Annotated in this window: 16 protein-coding genes; 9 read left to right on the top strand and 7 right to left on the bottom strand. The window is 66.1% G+C overall.

Translation table 11 applies throughout. The annotated features are described in order from the left end of the window. The first annotated feature begins 90 nt into the window (after positions 1-90). Genes surE through ACMUOY_RS01035 form a run of 3 tightly spaced genes read left to right on the top strand, consistent with a single transcriptional unit; the run spans position 91 to position 2,524 of the window. Positions 91-867, top strand: coding sequence for a 5'/3'-nucleotidase SurE (surE, locus tag ACMUOY_RS01045; protein ID WP_413890168.1), 777 nt, complete (start codon positions 91-93; stop codon positions 865-867). After that, the gene (locus tag ACMUOY_RS01040; protein ID WP_413890166.1) at positions 864-1,649 is read left to right on the top strand and encodes a protein-L-isoaspartate(D-aspartate) O-methyltransferase; all 786 of its coding nucleotides are present in this window, start codon (positions 864-866) and stop codon (positions 1,647-1,649) included. The genes surE and ACMUOY_RS01040 overlap by 4 nt, the downstream gene beginning before the upstream one ends. Positions 1,650-1,660: 11 nt before the next feature. After that, positions 1,661-2,524 (top strand): peptidoglycan DD-metalloendopeptidase family protein, encoded by an 864-nt coding sequence (locus ACMUOY_RS01035; RefSeq protein ID WP_413890164.1) that lies wholly within the window; start codon positions 1,661-1,663, stop codon positions 2,522-2,524. A 19-nt stretch (positions 2,525-2,543) separates the two neighbouring features. Here ACMUOY_RS01035 and mltB read toward each other — a convergent pair whose 3' ends face one another. The 4 genes from mltB to ACMUOY_RS01015 are packed head-to-tail and all read right to left on the bottom strand — an operon-like array spanning position 2,544 to position 7,619. Beyond that, on the bottom strand, positions 2,544-3,656 hold the full coding sequence (mltB, locus tag ACMUOY_RS01030; protein ID WP_413890162.1) for a lytic transglycosylase domain-containing protein: 1,113 nt from the start codon (positions 3,654-3,656) through the stop codon (positions 2,544-2,546). Further along, positions 3,653-5,680: a transglutaminaseTgpA domain-containing protein gene (locus tag ACMUOY_RS01025; protein ID WP_413890160.1), complete on the bottom strand. Its 2,028-nt coding sequence runs from the start codon at positions 5,678-5,680 to the stop codon at positions 3,653-3,655. The genes mltB and ACMUOY_RS01025 overlap by 4 nt, the downstream gene beginning before the upstream one ends. Beyond that, positions 5,674-6,702 carry a DUF58 domain-containing protein gene (locus tag ACMUOY_RS01020; protein WP_413890158.1) on the bottom strand — a complete coding sequence of 343 codons (1,029 nt, stop codon included), beginning with the start codon at positions 6,700-6,702 and terminating at the stop codon, positions 5,674-5,676. The genes ACMUOY_RS01025 and ACMUOY_RS01020 overlap by 7 nt, the downstream gene beginning before the upstream one ends. Next, on the bottom strand, positions 6,699-7,619 hold the full coding sequence (locus ACMUOY_RS01015; protein WP_413890156.1) for an AAA family ATPase: 921 nt from the start codon (positions 7,617-7,619) through the stop codon (positions 6,699-6,701). The genes ACMUOY_RS01020 and ACMUOY_RS01015 overlap by 4 nt, the downstream gene beginning before the upstream one ends. Positions 7,620-7,659: 40 nt before the next feature. Between ACMUOY_RS01015 and ACMUOY_RS01010 the strand changes: the two genes are divergently transcribed. From ACMUOY_RS01010 to ACMUOY_RS01000, 3 genes are all read left to right on the top strand, one after another. Then, positions 7,660-8,613, top strand: a complete 954-nt coding sequence (locus ACMUOY_RS01010) for a histone deacetylase family protein (RefSeq protein ID WP_413890154.1) — start codon at positions 7,660-7,662, stop codon at positions 8,611-8,613. 78 nt (positions 8,614-8,691) lie between these two features. Further along, positions 8,692-9,498 carry an enoyl-CoA hydratase gene (locus tag ACMUOY_RS01005; RefSeq protein ID WP_413890152.1) on the top strand — a complete coding sequence of 269 codons (807 nt, stop codon included), beginning with the start codon at positions 8,692-8,694 and terminating at the stop codon, positions 9,496-9,498. Then, positions 9,486-10,766 carry a mechanosensitive ion channel family protein gene (locus ACMUOY_RS01000; protein ID WP_413890150.1) on the top strand — a complete coding sequence of 427 codons (1,281 nt, stop codon included), beginning with the start codon at positions 9,486-9,488 and terminating at the stop codon, positions 10,764-10,766. Before ACMUOY_RS01005 ends, ACMUOY_RS01000 begins: the two co-directional genes overlap by 13 nt. Before the next feature lie 18 nt (positions 10,767-10,784). Here the strand turns inward: ACMUOY_RS01000 and ACMUOY_RS00995 are convergent, their stop codons facing one another. The 3 genes from ACMUOY_RS00995 to ACMUOY_RS00985 all read right to left on the bottom strand — a co-directional run bounded on the left by ACMUOY_RS00995 (position 10,785) and on the right by ACMUOY_RS00985 (position 13,659). After that, the gene (locus ACMUOY_RS00995; protein ID WP_413890148.1) at positions 10,785-12,077 is read right to left on the bottom strand and encodes a TRAP transporter large permease; all 1,293 of its coding nucleotides are present in this window, start codon (positions 12,075-12,077) and stop codon (positions 10,785-10,787) included. Then, positions 12,074-12,559, bottom strand: coding sequence for a TRAP transporter small permease (locus ACMUOY_RS00990; RefSeq protein ID WP_413890146.1), 486 nt, complete (start codon positions 12,557-12,559; stop codon positions 12,074-12,076). The genes ACMUOY_RS00995 and ACMUOY_RS00990 overlap by 4 nt, the downstream gene beginning before the upstream one ends. 83 nt (positions 12,560-12,642) lie before the next feature. Beyond that, on the bottom strand, positions 12,643-13,659 hold the full coding sequence (locus ACMUOY_RS00985) for a TRAP transporter substrate-binding protein (RefSeq protein WP_413890144.1): 1,017 nt from the start codon (positions 13,657-13,659) through the stop codon (positions 12,643-12,645). Between the two features lie 274 nt (positions 13,660-13,933). On the opposite strand from ACMUOY_RS00985, the gene ACMUOY_RS00980 reads away from it, so the two are divergent. The 3 genes from ACMUOY_RS00980 (at position 13,934) to ACMUOY_RS00970 (ending at position 17,511) form a co-directional block, all read left to right on the top strand. Next, on the top strand, positions 13,934-14,683 hold the full coding sequence (locus ACMUOY_RS00980; RefSeq protein WP_413890142.1) for an electron transfer flavoprotein subunit beta/FixA family protein: 750 nt from the start codon (positions 13,934-13,936) through the stop codon (positions 14,681-14,683). A 29-nt stretch (positions 14,684-14,712) separates the two neighbouring features. Further along, a complete protein-coding gene (locus ACMUOY_RS00975; protein ID WP_413890140.1) occupies positions 14,713-15,645 on the top strand; it encodes an electron transfer flavoprotein subunit alpha/FixB family protein in 933 nt (310 codons plus the stop codon). A 75-nt stretch (positions 15,646-15,720) separates the two neighbouring features. Next, entirely contained in the window at positions 15,721-17,511 is a 1,791-nt protein-coding gene (locus ACMUOY_RS00970) for an acyl-CoA dehydrogenase (RefSeq protein WP_413890138.1), read from the top strand. The last annotated feature ends 31 nt before the right edge of the window (positions 17,512-17,542 follow it).

The raw sequence follows: 17,542 nt of genomic DNA, 5'->3' as shown, positions 1-17,542 counted from the left end.
CCTTGTCTCACCAGCGACCCCGGCGCCAGAGGGGTTGCGCCGCGTGCGCGGGGGTGCGCCACCTACAATCCGTCACAACCCCGAACCCCCATGAAAATCCTCATTTCCAACGACGACGGCTACCAGGCTCCCGGCATCGTGGCGCTGTACGAGGCGCTGCGGACCGTGGCCGAGGTCGAAGTGGTGGCGCCGGAGCAGAACAACAGCGCCAAATCGAACGCGCTGACACTGCATGCGCCACTCTACGTGCAGACGGCCGCCAACGGTTTTCGCTACGTGAACGGCACGCCGGCCGATTGTGTGCACATCGCGTTGACCGGCCTGCTGGGCTACCGGCCCGACCTGGTGGTCTCTGGCATCAACAACGGCGCCAACATGGGCGACGACACCATCTACTCCGGCACCGTGGGCGCGGCGATGGAGGGCTACCTGTTCGGCATCCCGGCAATCGCGTTCTCGCAGATCGAGCGGGGCTGGACGCACCTCGACGCCGCGGGGGCCAAGGCGCGCGAAATCGTGTTGCAGCTGGCGCAGCAGCAGATGATCGGCGCCCGGCCCTGGCTGCTGAACGTCAACATTCCCAACCTGCCGCTGGAGCAGATCAAGCCGCTCAAGGTGTGCCGCCTGGGCCGCCGGCACGCGGCCGAGCCTGTGATCACGCAGGTCAATCCGCGTGGCGAGACCATGTACTGGATCGGCGCCGCCGGCCCCGCGCTGGACGAGGCCGAGGGCACGGATTTCCACGCCACGGAGCACGGCCATGTGGTGGTGACCCCATTGAAGGTGGACCTGACCGACCACGACAACTTGGGCAACTGGGCGCAGACGGCCGCCGAGCTGGGCGCCTCCTTACGGACCCCCGAATGACGCGACGCCCCAGCTTTCCCGCGCGGATCGACTTTTCGCACGGCCAGCCCACTGCCGCGCGCCCGGCGGGCGCGGGGTCGAAGGCGGCGCCACGCGCAGGCGCGGCGGCGCGCGCCCCGGTGGGCCCCCAGGGCCTGGGCATGGATTCGGTGGCGGTGCGGGCCAGCATGGTGCAGAAGCTGGCCGCGCAGGGCGTGGCGGACAAGTGGGTGCTGCAGGCCATGAACGCGGTGGAGCGCCACCGCTTTGTGGACCCGGCGCTGGTGAACCAGGCCTATGAAGACACCAGTCTGCCGATCGGGTTGGGCCAGACGATTTCCAAGCCGAACGTGGTGGCGCGCATGATGGAGCTGCTGCGCCACGGGCAGCCCGGCAAATTGGGCAGGGTGCTGGAGATCGGCACCGGCTGCGGCTACCAGGCGGCCGTGCTGAGCCACCTGGCCACGGAGGTGTACAGCATCGAACGGCTGCGCGGCCTGCATGACAAGGCGCGCGACAACCTGCGCCCGTTTCGTCTGGCCAATGTGCACCTGCTGTTCGGCGACGGCATGGCCGGGTTTCCCAAGGGCGCACCCTATGCGGCCATCATTGCTGCGGCCGGGGGCGAGGCCCTTCCGCAGCCCTGGCTGGAGCAGCTGGCGGTGGGCGGGCGGCTGGTGGCGCCGATGGTGACGGCGGCAGGCCAGCAGGCGCTGGTGGTGGTGGACAAGACGGTGCAGGGGTTGCAGCAGACGGTGCTGGAGGCGGTTCACTTCGTCCCCCTAAAATCTGGCATTGCCTAATGGGAGTTGACATGGCTGGTCGAATGAATCGGATCGGGGTTCTTGCCGTCTGCCTGGCGCTGGCCATGGCGCTGGGCGCCTGTTCCAGCAAGCCGCAGACCAAGGCGCCCGTGGAGGACCGCTCCGCCACGGCGACGCAGCCTGCCGGCGCGGCCGACGCCAAGCCCCTGCCCGGGGCCGAGAACGCCGGCAAGCCGGGCTACTACACCGTGAAGCGTGGCGACACGGTGATGCGCATCGGCCTGGAAACCGGGCAGGCCTGGCGCGACATCGTGCGCTGGAACAACCTGGAGAACCCGAACCTGATCGAAGTGGGGCAGGTGCTGCGGGTCGTGCCGCCGGTGGCAGCCACGGCTGCTGCGAGCCCTGTGACAGGCGCCGTGTCCAGGCCGGTGGCGTCGTCATCCGTGGCGCCGGCGGGCCAGGCGGCACCAGCGGCCAGCGCCGCCGCGGCTGCGCCGGCTGCATCCGCATCGACAGCCCCAGCGACCGCGACGGCGGGCGAGGACGAGATCGTCTTCATCTGGCCCGGCACGGGCGCGGTGATTGCCGGCTTCGACGAAGCCAAGAACAAGGGGCTGGACCTTGGCGGCAAGGCCGGCGACCCGGTGGTGGCCGCGGCCGACGGGCGGGTGGTCTATGCCGGCGCGGGCCTGCGGGGCTACGGCAATCTCGTGATCCTCAAGCACAACAACACCTACCTCACCGCCTACGCCCACAACCAGACGCTGCTGGTGAAGGAAGACCAGACGGTGCGCAAGGGCCAGAAGATCGCTGAGATGGGCAACAGCGACGCTGACCGGGTGAAGCTGCACTTCGAGATCCGCCGCCAGGGCAAGCCGGTGGATCCGGCCAAGTACCTGCCACCGCGCTGAGCGGGGTCGGGCGGCTCGCTCAGCGCGCCACAGTGCTTGCGGCGGGCATTGCGGCCGCCACCTCGCGGCCAAGCTCGATCACCGCCATGGCGTAGTAGCTGCTCCAGTTGTAGCGGGTGATCGCATAGAAGTTCTCCGTGCCTGCCACGTAGCTGGGCGGCGCATCGCCATTCTGCAATTCCACCAGCGCGAGCGGCCCCTTGTGGTTGAGGGCCACGCCGTCGAGCACAGCCCCTTTGGCGGTGAAGGTCTCGACGCTGAAGGTAGGCAGGATGTCCGGGGCAAGCAGGGCTTCCTTGTCGAGGCGCTCCGGGTCGAAGCGCACCGCGTAGTGCGTGGGCATGCCGGGCTGCCAGTTGAACGCCTTGAAGTAGCTAGCCACCGAGCCGATGACGTCGGCCGGGCTGCTGCTGAGGTCGATCCGGCCGTCGCCGTCGAAGTCCACCGCGTACCTGACCACACTGGACGGCATGAACTGGGGCATACCCATGGCGCCTGCGTAGCTGCCCACGGGGGTCATCGGGTCGGCGCCGGTTCGCTGGCTCAGCGACAGGAATTGTTCCAGTTCACCGCGAAAGAACTCCTGGCGCGCGGCGGCGCGGGGGTGGCTGGTGGGGAAGTCGAAGGCCAGCGTGGCCAGTGCGTCGATCACGCGGTAGCTGCCCATCTGCTGCCCGTACACGGTTTCCACGCCGATGATGCCGACGATGATCTCGACCGGGACCAGATACTCCTTGGCCGCGCGCTCCAGCGCGGCGCGGTTCGCTTGCCAGAAGGCCACTCCGGCGCGGACGCGGATCGGGTCGATGAAGCGGCTGCGGTAGACCCGCCAGTTCTTGGCGGTGCCGGTGGGAGGCGGCAGCATCAGCCGCGGAACACCAGGCAGGAAATGCGCCTGCCCGATGGCCTGGCGCACCCAGTCGCGGTCCAGGTCGCGGCGCGAAGCCATGTCGTCGGCCCAGCGCATGACGTCCTCGCGTGTGGCATAGGCCGGCCCTTGCACCGGGATGCGGGCCGCGACAGGCCGCGAACTGCCGCCCGCCTTGTTTTTTGAGGTATTTTTGGCTGTCCCCAGCGTCGGAAGGCCGATAGCTGCTATCAAAAAAAGAGTTGTCGCAAACAGTTTCTTCATCGGTCAGGCCAGGCCAGGTGATTGAATTCGCGTCCCAGTGTAGCCAGTTGCTGGCGCGAGGCTGCCTTGGACGCAACGGGGGCGTAGCGCAGCTGCTCCAGTTGCAGCAGCCACTGCTGAAGCGCCAGCGCCCGTGGTCCGGATCCGAAGTGCTGACCGGCCAGTCGAGCGAGTTCCCGGGGCGGCGCCTGCGCGGGAGCCGCCACGCCGGCGGCGGCCAGCTTGCGCCGGGCTCGCGACAGCAGGCGCAGCCAGGGGTCGTGCTGCGACTGTTCCCACAGTGTCCAGGCGGCGCCGACCAGGCTGGCCAGCACCAAGATGCCCATCAGCAGGCGGGCCAGGTCTTCCCAGCTGGGGGACTCAAAACCCAGGTTCTTCAGCAGGTTCAGCTGCTTGCTCTGGGTGTAGTTCAGCACCCACTGGTTCCAGCTGTTGTTCACGGCTTCCCAGCTCTCGCGCAGGCGCGCCAGCAGATCGGGACTGAGCGTGACCAGCGCCGTCGCAATCACCCCCTGGGGCGCCTGCAGGCGCTGAAACGTACCGATGCGTCCGGGCGACACCGCGCCGGTGGGGTCCACACGCACCCAGCCGGCACCGTCTTCCCAGACTTCGGCCCAGGCATGCGCATCGCTCTGACGAACGGTCCAGAAGCCGTCAACGCTGTTGACCTCGCCACCCTGGTAACCGGTGACCACGCGCGCGGGCACGTCCAGCGCGCGCATCAGGATCACGAAGGCCGAGGCAATGTGCTCGCAGAAGCCCTCGCGGCGGTCGAACCAGAATTCGTCTGCGCTGTGCTGGCCGCTGACCCCAGGGTCGAGGGTGTAGCGGTAGCCGCCGCTGCGCAGGCGCTGCAGCACGGCCTGCACCAGCACTGGCGCAGGTGCGGTGGCCAGCGCGGGGTCGCGGCGCAGTTCGGCGGCCAGCGCGATCGTGCGCGGGTTGAAGCCCGCCGGCAGGGCCACATCGTCACGCAGGGTGATCAGCGCCGCACCGCTGGCGCGGGTCGGTCCATAGCGGAAGTCCGGGTGGCTGGACGCGCCGTATCGCACGATGTCGGTCAGGGGCCGGCTGGTCAGCCACTGCAATTGCGGCGTCTGGCGCAGCTCGAAGCCCGGCAGGCGCGGCGCCTGTGCGGTGGCGTCGACGACGAACAGCCAGGGCCGGTTGCTGGGCTCCAGAGTGACTTCGTAGTTCAACGGCGGTCCCAGGACGTTCAAGTTCGCAGGCATTTCGCGAATACCGGGCCGCGGGGTCGGCGGCAGCCATTCGCGGCCGTCGAAGCGGCTCAGCACCGGGCCGCGGAAATACAGCACGGATTGCGGCGGCGGCTGGCCCTCGAACTTGATGCGCATCGCGATGCTGCTGTCCAGCGCCAGGCTGGCGATGTTGCCAACCTGCATCGTGGCCGACAGCCCGCTGCGCCCGCTCATGGCGTCCGAGGGGATACCCCATAACGGCGCCAGACGGGGAAACAGCACAAACAGCACCGCCATGATGGGGGCACCCAGCAGGGCCATCCAACTGGCGGTCTTGAGCGCCGTCGTCAGCGGCGGGCGGCCGACGACCAGATGGGCATTGACCAGTGCGGTCAGCAGCCCGAGCAACGCGATCAGCATGGCCGCAGCGGTCAGCAGGGACTGGGAGAAGAAGAAGTTCGTGAGCATCGTGAAGAAGCCCAGGAAGAAGATCACAAAGGCGTCGCGGCGGGCGCGCAACTCCAGGGTCTTGAGCGCCAGCAGCACCACGATCAGGGTGACGCCGGCGTCGCGCCCGAGCAAGGTGCGGTGGGTCCACAGCGTGGCGCCCATCGTGAGGGCCAGCAAGGCGAGCCGCCAGCCCAGGCTGGGCAGGTGGCGGCCCGCGACGGCAAGCCAGCCGCGCCAGACCAGCACGCCGCCAGCCAAGGCCGTGCACCACAGGGGCAGATGGCTGACCTGCGGCATCATCACCCAGGCGATCACGACCAGCAGGAACAGGGTGTCCCTTGTGTCCCGGGGCAACGTGGTGAGGCGGTTCAACACAGCGCCAGGGCCTCCAGACAAGCGAGCCGGTGCGCGGGCCCGCTGGACGGTCTGAGTTGCAGGGCGGGCAGGCGCAGGCCGAAGTCCACGCCCAGTCGGTCGGCCGCGAGCACCCATGCGCAGAGCCGGCACAGCCGGGCTTCCTTGCCGGGCAACCCGGTCTGCTCGTAGTCGAGCCAGAGCTCATGGCGTTGCGCCTGCTGGGTGTCGCGGCTGATGAGTTCGTCGGCCTTGGCCAGCTTTTTCCAGAGGACGAGTTTGCGGGGGTCGCCGCGGCGGTAGGCGCGCACCCCGTCGAACTCGCCACTGCTCTGTGCGTTGGCGGCATGGGCGCCGCCAGAGCGGGGCTCGCCCGGCGGCAAGGGGGGCGGACGGAGTTCGGGCAAGGGGTAGACCACGACCTCGGCCGCCGGGCACCAGACCGTCCAGACCCGGAAGGTGCCTAGCGGATATCGGGTTTCGGCCGTCAGCGCCGGCACGCGGTGGCGTCCCCGCTGTCCCGGCTGGAAAGCCACCTGCAGACGGGATTCACCTTGCGCGGGGACGTCGGCCCAGGTCCAGTGCCCCGTGCCCAGCACGCTCAGGGCGATGGCGCGCCGCGGACGTCGCCGCTCATTGGTGAGCTGGATCTCCAGGGTGGTCGTAGCCGTCGCGAAGGTGGGTTCCGGCGCCAGGAGGTGCAGGCGCAACCCGCGCAGGGTGCCGTGGCAGACGTGCATGCCGACCACGGCGCTGCCCGCCAGCAGGAAGGTCAGCAGGTAGCCCAGATTCAGTTGGTAGTTGATGGAGGCGACCAGAAGCACCAGCAGTGTGGCGCCGAGCATGAGTCCGGGCCGGCTGGGCAGGATGTAGACGTTGCGCTGCGTCAGCGTCAACGTGTCGGCCAGCGGCAGGCGCGACTGGAACCAGCGCTGGAACCTCGAGCGCAGGCGCCCTGGCCTGGCGGTGGCAGGAGAACGGGCCCCCAAGAGGCTGGGGCCCCCGTTCGATGGCCCCGTGCTCCAGCCCGGCGCTCCGCTCATGACAGGGGCACGGCCTCGAGCATGGCACGCACCTGCTCCACCGCGCCGCGCCCGGCGTCTCCGACCGGGATCAGACGGTGGGCCGCGGTCTGCGGCAGGATGGCCTGCACGTCGTCGGGCGCCACATAGTCGCGCCCGCTGATCAGCGCCTGCGCCTGCGCGGCACGCACCAGGGCGATGCCGGCGCGCGGCGACAGGCCCTGCAGGAACCAGTGGCCGGATCGGGTGGCCGCGATCAGGTCCTGGACGTAGTCCAGCAACGGGTCGGCAACGTGGACCTGCTGGACCGCCAGCTGCAGTTGTTGCAGCTCGTCGGCCGCAAGCAGTGGCTGCAGTTGCGTGACCATGTCGCGACGGTCGCTCCCCGCCAGGAGCTGGCGCTCAGCCTGCCGGTCGGGATAGCCGAGCGAAATCCGCATCAGGAAGCGGTCCATCTGGGACTCCGGCAGCGCGTAAGTGCCGAGCTGGTCGTGCGGGTTCTGGGTGGCGATCACGAAGAAAGGCGAGGGCAGGGCGCGGGTTTCGCCTTCGACCGTGACCTGTTTTTCCTCCATCGCTTCCAGGAGGGCGCTCTGGGTCTTGGGACTGGCGCGGTTGATTTCGTCGGCCAGAAGCACCTGCGCGAAGACCGGCCCCGGGTGAAACACAAAGGCCTCCTTGCCGCGCTCGAAGACGGCAACGCCCGAGAGATCGCTGGGCATCAGGTCGGCGGTGAACTGCACCCGCGAGAACTGCAGACCGAAGGTGCGCGCCAGCGCGTGGGCCAGGGTGGTCTTGCCCACCCCCGGGACGTCTTCGATCAACAGGTGTCCGCCGGCCAGCAGGCAGGCCACGCAGTCCTGGACCTGGGCGGATTTGCCCACCAGCACCGTGTTAAGCTGATCGAGAATTGAAATGATTTTCTGTCGTGCATCCATGGCAGGACGTTATCCGAAAAACTGAAGACATGGGCCTCCCGTGAACAAAACAGGCTATTTCACGCACCCCGATTGCCGCAAACATGAAATGGGGGCGGGCCATCCCGAGTGCCCCGAGCGGCTCGAAGCCATTGACGACCACTTCCATGCGACCGGCCTGCGCGATTCCCTGGACCGACGCGAGGCCGATCCGGCTTCGCTTGCGGACATCGAACTGGCCCATGGCCGCATGCATGTGGCGGCCCTGCGCGGCCTGAGCGACGTGCTGCGCGAAGAGATCGAGGCGGGTGGACCGACCCACACCCAAGTCGACCCCGACACCTCCCTCAATGTCCACACCTGGGATGCCGCATTGCGCGCGGCCGGCGCCGCGCTGGCAGCGACCGATGCGGTCATGGCGGGGGAGCTGGACAACGCCTTCTGCGCCGTCCGACCGCCGGGCCATCATGCGTGCCGTGACAAGGCGATGGGCTTCTGCTTTTTCAACAACGTGGCGATTGCGGCCAAGTACGCGCTGGAGCGCCATGGGCTGCAAAGGGTGGCCATCATCGACTTCGACGTCCACCACGGCAACGGCACCGAAGACATCGTCGCCGGGGACGAGCGCATCCTGATGGCCAGTTTCTACCAGCATCCCTTCTATCCGGTCGGGGGTGCCCGCTCGAATGCTCCGAACCTGGTGAACGTGCCGGTCCCGGCCCATACCCGGGGCATGGATGTGCGCGAGATCGTCGAGATGATGTGGATTCACCGGCTTGAGGCGCATGCGCCGCAGATGATCTTCATCAGCGCCGGCTTCGACGCCCACCGCAGCGATGACCTCGGGCAGATGGGCCTGATGGAGCAGGATTTTGTCTGGATCACGTCGCGCATCATGGACGTGGCCCGGCGCCATGCCGGCGGGCGGATCGTGAGCTGCCTCGAGGGCGGCTACAACCTGGGCGCCCTGGCACGCAGTGCGGAAGCCCATGTCCGGGTGCTGGCCGGCCTGTAATTTCCTTCGTTCTGAAAGCGCGGCGAGCCTGCCGGGTGGCCGCTTCAACCCTCCCGCTGATTCAGCCAGAATGCGGCCATGAACCAACCAAAGAATGCGCTGCCCGAAGCGGATGCGCCGCTGCTGCACAGGCGCGATGCGCGTGGCGTGCATGTCCTCACGCTGAACACCCCCGCTCGATTCAATGTGCTCGGAGAATCCATGCTGGGTGCCCTGGAGTCTTCGCTTGAGCAGGTTCGCACTGACAACGCGGCCCGAGTCGTGGTGTTGGGCGCCATTGGAAAGGCCTTTTGCGCCGGCCATGACCTCAAGGAGATGAAGGCCCACACGGACCTCGACTATTTCCAGTCTCTGTTCGCGCGGTGTTCCCGTTTCATGCTGGCGATCCAGCAATTGCCGGTGCCCGTGATTGCCCGTGTTCAGGGCCTCGCGACCGCGGCTGGCTGCCAGCTGGTGGCGCAATGCGACCTGGCGGTGGCTGTCGACACGGCGCGTTTCGGCGTCAACGGCATCGATGCCGGCCTGTTCTGTGCGACGCCCAGTGTGCCGCTGGTGCGCAACATGGCGCCCAAGCTGGCCATGGAGATGCTCGTGACCGGCGAGTTCATCACGGCCGCCGAGGCGAAGGTCCGCGGAATGGTGAACCGGGTGGTCGAACCGTCGCAGCTTGACGCGGAAGTCGAGCGTCTGGTGGGTGCGATCCTGTCCAAGCCCCGTGAGGCGCTGGCCATGGGCAAGCAGCTGTTCCACCAGCAGCGGGAGATGGGTGTGGCTGGCGCCTACCAGCTGGCCAGCCAGACCATGGCGTACAACATGGTGCATCCGGTGGCGCAGGAAGGCGTGCAGGCCTTTATCGACAAGCGGGAGCCGCAATGGCCGACCTGAAACCCCACCTGCCGCGGGCCCAGGATCTGGACAGCTGGTTCGCGGCCCTGATGCAGACGTCGACGTTGACGGAGCTGGGCGTGCTGTTTGCCTGTGGTGCACTGGCCTGGGCCATCGTGTGGGTGGCGCGTCGCGCGGCCGAACCGCAAGGGCCATCGGTCCTGTTCGGTCGTCGCGTCATCGATGGTGTCCTGTTTCCGCTCATCTGGCTCAGCCTTGCGTATGTCGTTCAGCTGATGCTCGCCACCTGGCTTCCGCTGGCGCTGTTCCGGATCGCTGTGCCCGCGCTGGTCTCGCTGGCCGCCATCCGAACGGGTGTGAAGGTGCTGCAGGTGGCCTTCCATCAGACACCGTGGGTGCGCTGGCTGGAGCGCACGATCTCCTGGGTGGCTTGGCTGGCCATGGTCCTGTGGGTCAGTGGACTGCTGCCGCTGGTGTTGCACGAGCTCGACCAGATTCACTGGAAGGTCGGGTCCAGCAATCTCTCGATCCGCAACATCATCGAAGGGGGCCTGACCGCTGGTGCGGTGCTGATCCTGACCTTATGGATCTCGTCCGCGATCGAGGCACGGCTGCTGCGCTCGGCGACGGGCGGGCAGCTGTCGCTGCGCAAGGCCGTCAGCAACGCGATCCGTGCCCTGCTCATGTTCGTGGGCCTGCTGCTGGCGCTGTCGGCGGTCGGCATCGACCTGACCGCCTTGTCGGTTCTGGGCGGCGCGGTCGGCGTCGGCATCGGGCTGGGCCTGCAGAAGCTGGCCGCCAACTACGTCAGCGGCTTTGTCATCCTGGCCGAGCGCAGCATGCGCATCGGTGACAACGTGCGGGTGGACAACTTTGAGGGCAGGATCACCGACATCAATGCGCGCTACACGGTAATCCGGGCAGTGACCGGACGCGAATCCATCGTACCGAACGAGATGCTGATCAACAACCGGGTGGAGAACCTGTCCCTGGCTGATTCCAAGGTCTGGCAGTCCACCGTGGTGTCTGTAGCGTACGACAGTGATGTGGCGCTCGTCAGCCGCCTGTTGACCGACGCGGCCCTGGCCCAGGAGCGCGTCCTGCGCAACCCGGCCCCCAGCGCGGCGCTATCGGCCTTTGGCGCCGACGGGCTGGAGTTCACGTTGGGCTACTGGATCGAAGATCCGGAGAACGGACAGCTCAATGTGCGCTCGGCGATCAACGTCGCCATCCTGGACGCCTTTCAGCAGAACCACATCGAGATCCCGTTCCCGCAGCGCGTCATTCACCAGGCCGCGCGGGAATGAGGCGGTCGCCCCGCTTGCTCAGTTCATGAACGAGGGCAGCCACAGGCTCAGCTGCGGAAAAGCCACGAGGATGGCCAGCATCATGACCTGAACCAGCACGAAGGACCACACGCCTCGGAAGATGTTGCCCAGACCCACTCGCGGCAACAAGGTGTTGATGACGAACAGGTTCATGCCGACTGGCGGCGAAATCAGCCCGATCTGGATCACCATCACGATCAGAACGCCGAACCAGACCGGATCAAAGCCCAGCGCCACCACGATCGGGAAGAACAGCGGGATGGTCAGCAGCACCATGGTCAGCTCTTCCATGACCGTTCCCAGGATCACGTAGATCACCATCATCGCGCCCACGATCATCACCGGCGACAGGCCGAGGTGGGTGATCCATTCCTTGAGGTCGCCAGGCATGCTCGTGAAGTTGACAAAGTTGGCGAAGATCGTCGCAGCGATGAGCAGCGTGAACAGCATGGCCGTGGTGCGCGCGGACTCGATCAGCACGTCCAGGGTGGAGCGCACCGTGAGAGCCCGGCGCGCGACGGCGAACAGGAAGGCGCCGGCGGCACCGATGCCAGCGCCCTCGGTCGCGGTGAAAACGCCGCCGTAGATGCCGCCCAGAACGACGATCACCAGCAGCAGCACCCCCCATATGCCGCGCAAGGCCTTCCAGCGCTCCGCCCAGCTGAATTTCTCGCCGGCCGGGGCGTGCTCCGGGTCGCGCGAGGTCATGATCACCACGGTGACCATCAGCAGCGCGGCCGTCAGCAGGCCGGGGATGACGCCAGCCGCAAACAGCTTGCCGATGTTCGTTTCCGTCACGATGCCGTAGATGACCATGATCGTGCTCGGAGGAATCATGATGCCCAGGGTGCCGCCGGCGGCGATCACGCCGGTCGACAGCGAGTCGCTGTACCCCAGTTTTTTCATCGACGGATAGGCCACCTTGCTCATGGTGGCCGCGGTGGCGATCGACGAGCCGCAAATGGCGCCGAACCCGGCGCAAGCCGCGATCGTGGCATGGGCCAGGCCGCCGCGCAGGTGGCCGATGAACACGTAGGCCGCGTGAAACAGCTCATGAGCCAGTCCCGCTCTTGCGACGAAGTTGCCCATCAGGATGAACAAGGGGATGACTGACAGCGTATAGGCAAATCCGGTTTCCTGGACCACCTGCGCCGTGCTGGCCAGGGCGGCCCCCCAGCTGCGCGTCAGGCCGATGCCGACGATGCCGACCAGCCCCATGCCAAAAGCCAGCGGCACGCGCAGCAGCGCCAGCGCGAAGATGGCGATGAATCCGATCAGGGCCTCGGTCATAGCGTGCCCCCTTCGCTTTCTTCCATTCCTTGCGAGGGCCGGATCGTGAATGCCAGGTGCACCAGTCCGGTCAACATGCACAGCACGCTCATGCCGTAAATGAAAGGTGCCTTGAGGATCTTCAATTGCGCCGTGGTTTCGCCGCTCTCCAGGAAGTTGCCACCGGTCTGCCACATCAGGACGCCCAGTCCCATCAGCGCGGCACCGCACAACAGGTGCACCAGCACACGTTGCACCAGGCGTACGGCATCCGGCAGGTAGGGATCGAGTGAGTCGAAGACGACATGTTCACCACGCAGGGACACCAGGGGCAAGGCAGCAAAAATTACCACGACCATTAGCAACTCGGTCAATTCCAGCGAACCGGTGATCGAATGGGAAAGGAGCTTGCGCCCGCCCACATCAAAGAAGGTCAGGGCCATGATGCCGAACAAGGCCACGCCGGCCAGCACGCCGCAAATGGTTTCGAGGAGCTTTTTCAAGTTGGAATCACCTGGTCAAACAGAAAAAAGGCGGCGCCCACCGTCAGTGGGGGCCGCCCGGTCAGCCGAGTATGTCGCTGATTTTACTTCTCGAGCTTGGCGATTTCCGCGCGGAATTCGGCCAGCACTTTGGCCGGGTTCTTCATGCCCTTGGCTTCGGCGCTTTTGATCCAGGCCTGCTCAAGGGGAGCGGTCTTTGCCTTGACGTCGGCTACGAACTTGGCATCGGCCTTGGTGACCACGACCCCGTTGGCCTGCATCAGAGCCAGGGCGCGCGTGTCGACCTTGTCCCAGCCGCGGCCGAAGATGCGGGCAGCGGTCTCGCCCGAAATGGCGTCCACGGCCTTTTTCTCTTCCGGGGTCAGCTTGTCGTACTTCGCCTGGTTCATCATGAACACGAAGCTGGTGTTGTACAGGCCCCCGGGGAAGGTGGTGGCATGGCGGATGATCTTGTCGATCTTGAAGGATTCGGTCGATTCGGCGGGGAACAGGGTGCCGTCCATGACGCCGCCCGCAAGCAGCTCATACGAGTCCGGCGCCGGCTTGAGCGTGACGTTCATGCCCAGCGACTTGGAAATCTCGTTCACCATGCCGCCGCCCACGCGGAATTTCAGTCCTCCCAGGTCGTCCACCTTGGCAATCGGCCGCTTGGTGTTGAACACGATGCCGGGGCCGTGGGTGAAGAAGGCCAGCACCTTGACCCCCTGGTGCTCAGCGGTGAACTCCGGGTATTTGGCGGCGATGCGGCTGTACGCGATGGAAAGGGGCTCCGAGGTGTTGCCCAGGAACGGCATCTCGGCCATCTGGGTGTAGACAAAGCGGCCCGGCGTGTAGCCATGCACGGTGAAGGAGATGTCGGCCAGACCGTTTTTGACGGCATCGTAGGTCCCCGGTGCAGCGGTGACACCGCGGGGCAGGAAGTTGCACTTCATCTTGCCGGAGGTGTTTTTCTCCAGCAAGTCACACCATTCTTTCTGGGCCATGCTGGCGGTATGCGTCGGGGCCAGCCAGCTCGAAACGGTGAATACCGTGTCGGCACGGGCCATTCCGGTGGTCATGGCAGCGGCAGCGGCGAGAAGGGAAAGGGCAAATGATTTCATCAGGGCACTCCAGGGGCGGTTTTGTTGCGCTGCAGACTGTAATCGACTCTATGGACCGCCGATGTCCAGACTTACCCGAATTAACCAACCTTGCGGTCGGTTAATCATTTGTCGTTCCGTTGACAGAAGGATTGGGTGCCTGCGTCTAAACTTGCAGCTGCCCGTGCCTATAATAAAAAGCACGATCGTTCGATTTTCTGTCGCAGTTCGCGCGCAGCCGGTCTTGCGTTCAACCTTGCACCTCTTTCAGCATCACTATCTGGAGCACACACTCATGAAAGTTCTTGTCCCCGTCAAACGCGTGGTTGACTACAACGTCAAAGTCCGGGTGAAGTCGGACAACACGGGGGTGGATATCGCCAACGTCAAGATGAGCATGAACCCCTTCGATGAGATTGCGATCGAAGAGGCGGTTCGGCTGAAGGAAAAAGGCGTGGCGACGGAAGTCATCGCCGTCTCATGCGGTGTGGCCCAGTGCCAGGAGACGCTGCGCACCGCCATGGCCATTGGCGCCGACCGCGCCATCCTGGTGCAGACCGACGTCGAGTTGCAGCCGTTGGCCGTGGCCAAGCTGCTCAAGGCGCTGGTGGACAAGGAGCAGCCGGGTCTGGTGATTCTGGGCAAGCAGGCCATCGATGACGACTGCAACCAGACCGGCCAGATGCTGGCCGCGCTGGCCGACCTGCCCCAGGGCACGTTTGCCAGCAAGGTCGAAGTCGAAGGCGGTGTGGTCAAGGTCACCCGCGAGATCGACGGCGGCCTGGAAACCCTCTCCATGAGCCTGCCGGCCGTCATCACAGCCGACCTGCGCCTGAACGAGCCACGCTATGTCACCCTGCCCAACATCATGAAGGCGAAGAAGAAGCAACTCGACACGGTCACACCGGCCGATCTGGGCGTCGACGTCGCGCCACGCCTGAAGACGCTCAAGGTGTCCGAGCCGCCCAAGCGCGGCGCCGGCATCAAGGTGCCGGATGTCGCCACCTTGGTGGACAAGCTGAAGAACGAAGCCAAGGTCATCTGAAACAACAACAAAGACAAGGAGAAACCCACATGACATCCCTCGTTATTGCCGAACACGACAACACCTCGATCAAGGGCGCCACCCTCAATACCGTGACCGCGGCCCTGGCCTGTGGCGGTGACGTCCACGTGCTGGTCGCCGGCGCCAATGCCGGCGCGGCCGCCGCGCAGGCGGCGCAGATCGCCGGTGTGAGCAAGGTCATCCACGCCGACGGCGCGCCGTTCGCGCATGGGCTGGCGGAAAACGTCGCCGCCCAGGTGTTGGCGATTGCCGGTGCCTATTCGCACATCCTGTTCCCCGCCACTGCGGGTGGCAAGAACGTGGCGCCGCGCGTGGCCGCCAAGCTGGACGTCGCGCAGATCAGCGACATCACCAAGGTTGAAGCCGCCGACACCTTCGAGCGCCCGATCTATGCCGGCAACGCGATGGCCATCGTGCAAAGCGCGGATGCCACCAAGGTCATCACCGTGCGCACGACCGGTTTCGACCCAGCCGCCGCCACGGGCGGCAGTGCGGCCGTGGAAACCGTCGCCGGTGCGGCCGACAGCGGCAAGAGCACGTTCCTGGGCAGCGAGATTGCCAAGAACGACCGCCCCGACCTGACCGCGGCCAAGATCGTCGTCTCGGGTGGCCGCGCGCTGGGCAGCGCCGAGAAATTCAATGAAGTGATGACGCCGCTGGCCGACAAGCTGGGCGCGGCCATCGGCGCCAGCCGCGCTGCGGTGGATGCCGGCTACGCCGCCAACGACCTGCAGGTCGGGCAGACCGGCAAGATCGTGGCGCCGCAGCTGTACATCGCCGCCGGCATCAGCGGCGCCATCCAGCATCTGGCCGGCATGAAGGATTCGAAAGTGATCGTGGCGATCAACAAGGACCCCGAAGCGCCGATCTTCTCCGTCGCCGACTACGGCCTGGAGGCCGACCTGTTCGTGGCCGTGCCGGAACTGGTCAAAGCGATCTGACACCGGTCGCGCTGAAAATGGCATCGTTCGCGATGCCATTTTCGTATTTGGATACCGAATTTCCCAGGAGACACCATGAGCTACATCGCACCCGTCAAGGACATGCTGTTCAACATCGAGCATCTGGCACGCATCGACCAGATCGCGCAGATCCCCGGATTCGAGGACGCCGGGCTCGAAACGGCCCAGGCCGTGCTGGAGGAGTGCGCCAAGCTCAACGAGAGCGTGATCGCGCCGCTGAACTGGGAGGGCGACAAATACCCTTCGTCCTTCCATGACGGCAAGGTCACGACCACGCCAGGCTTCAAGGAGGCCTACCGCCAGTACACCGAAGGCGGCTGGCAGGGTCTTCAGCATCCGGCGGAATTCGGCGGCCAGGGCCTGCCGAAGATCATCGGTGCGGCGTGCGGAGAGATCCTGCAGGCGGCCAACATGAGCTTTGCCCTGTGCCCGCTGCTGACCGACGGGGCCATCGAGGCCCTGTTGACCGCCGGAAGCGACGATCTCAAGGCCATCTACCTGGAAAAGCTGATCTCCGGGCACTGGACGGGCACCATGAACCTGACCGAGCCGCAGGCCGGCAGCGACCTGGCCGCCGTGCGCACCCGCGCCGAGCCCCAGCCTGACGGCACGTACAAGGTGTTCGGCACCAAGATCTTTATCACCTACGGTGAGCACGACATGGCCGAAAACATCGTCCATCTGGTGTTGGCCCGGGTCGTCGGCGCACCCGAGGGCGTGAAAGGCATCTCGCTGTTCGTCGTGCCCAAGTTCATGGTCAAGGGCGATGGCAGCCTGGGTGCGCGCAACGACGTGCACTGCGTGAGCATCGAGCACAAGATGGGCATCAAGGCCTCGCCCACCGCCGTGCTGCAGTTCGGCGACCACGGCGGTGCCGTGGGCTACCTGGTGGGCCAGGAGAACCGCGGCCTCGAATACATGTTCATCATGATGAACGCAGCCCGGTATGGCGTGGGCGTGCAGGGTATTGCGGTGGCCGGGCGCGCCTACCAGAAGGCCGTCAACTACGCCAAGGACCGGGTGCAGAGCCGCCCCGTCGACGGCTCGATGAACACCAGCGCGCCCATCATTCACCATCCGGACGTGCGGCGCATGCTCATGACCATGCGCGCCTTCACCGAAGGCTGCCGGGCCATGGCCAGCGTGGCGGCCGCGGCTTTCGACGCTGCGCACCACCATCCGGACGCCGAGGTGCGCAAGCAGAACGCGACCTTCTATGAATTCATGGTGCCGCTGATCAAGGGCTACAGCACCGAGATGAGCCTGGAAGTGACCTCGCTCGGCGTGCAGGTGCACGGTGGCATGGGCTTCATCGAGGAAACGGGCGCTGCGCAGTACTACCGCGACGCCAAGATCCTGACCATCTACGAAGGCACCACGGCGATCCAGGCCAACGATCTGGTGGGCCGCAAGACGGCGCGCGATGGCGGGCAGACCGCCAAGGCGATCGCGTCACAGATCGAGGCCACCGAGGCCGAACTGATGCGCAATGGCAGTGGCGACGCCGAAGCCGTGGCCAAGCGGCTGCGCGCGGCGCGCCGGGCCTTCCTTGACGTCGTGGATTTCGTCGCCGGCAACAGCAAGGCCAGCCCCAATGCGGTGTACGCGGGCAGCGTGACCTATCTGCTGCTGGCGGGCAACCTGGTGGCGGGCTGGCAACTGGGGCGTGCCCTGCTGATTGCCCAGGAACAGATCGCCGAGGGCAAGGACGTGGATTTCATGAAGGCCAAGATTGCCACGGCCCGTTTTTACGCCGACCACATCCTCAGTCGCGTGCCGGGCCAGCGCGACAGCGTGGTGGACGGGGCGGACAGCGTGACCGCCCTGGCGCTGGAAGCGTTCTAAGACCACCCGAAAGATCATCTTTCAATAGCAG

Source organism: Candidatus Skiveiella danica (genome assembly GCF_022705245.1).
Classification (GTDB): Bacteria; Pseudomonadota; Gammaproteobacteria; order Burkholderiales; family Burkholderiaceae_C; genus Skiveiella; species Skiveiella danica.
Note: the sequence above shows the minus strand (reverse complement) of the source record. Positions and strands in the feature narration are given on the sequence as shown.